Genomic DNA, 675 nt, shown 5'->3' with positions numbered 1-675 from the left:
AGCCGGTCACGTCGGTGGTACGGAAGTAGAACTGTGGACGGTAGTTGTTGAAGAACGGGGTGTGACGGCCGCCTTCATCCTTCGACAGAACATAGATCTCGCCGGTGAAGTGGTTGTGCGGCTTGATCGAACCTGGCTTGGCCAGAACCTGGCCACGCTCCACGTCTTCACGCTTGGTGCCGCGCAGCAGCAGACCAACGTTGTCGCCTGCCTGACCCTGGTCCAGCAGCTTGCGGAACATTTCCACGCCGGTGCAAGTGGTCTTGACGGTGTCTTTGATGCCGACGATTTCGATTTCTTCGCCGACCTTGATGATACCGCGCTCAACGCGACCGGTAACCACGGTACCGCGGCCCGAGATCGAGAACACGTCTTCCACTGGCATCAGGAAGGCGCCATCGACTGCGCGCTCTGGCTCAGGGATGTAGCTGTCCAGTGCTTCAGCCAGGGCAACGATTGCCTGCTCGCCCAGTGGGCCGGTGTCGCCGTCCAGCGCCATACGTGCCGAACCCTTGATGATTGGCAGGTCGTCGCCTGGGAATTCGTACTTCGACAGAAGCTCGCGCACTTCCATTTCAACCAGTTCCAGCAGTTCTGCGTCGTCGACCAGGTCGCACTTGTTCAGGAACACGATGATGTATGGAACGCCAACCTGGCGCGCCAGCAGGATGTGCT

1 protein-coding gene is annotated in these 675 nt (G+C 59.6%); it reads right to left on the bottom strand.

Translation table 11 applies throughout. From position 1 onward, the window contains the following. Positions 1–675, bottom strand: a 675-nt coding sequence (locus tag LMJ30_RS16525; protein WP_229433501.1) for an EF-Tu/IF-2/RF-3 family GTPase, incomplete at both ends; no start/stop codon positions are given.

Source organism: Massilia agrisoli (assembly GCF_020831365.1).
In the GTDB taxonomy this organism is placed as follows: Bacteria; Pseudomonadota; Gammaproteobacteria; order Burkholderiales; family Burkholderiaceae_D; genus Telluria_A; species Telluria_A agrisoli.
The sequence above is the reverse complement of the archived record's forward strand: the minus strand, read 5'-3'. Positions and strand labels throughout refer to the sequence as shown.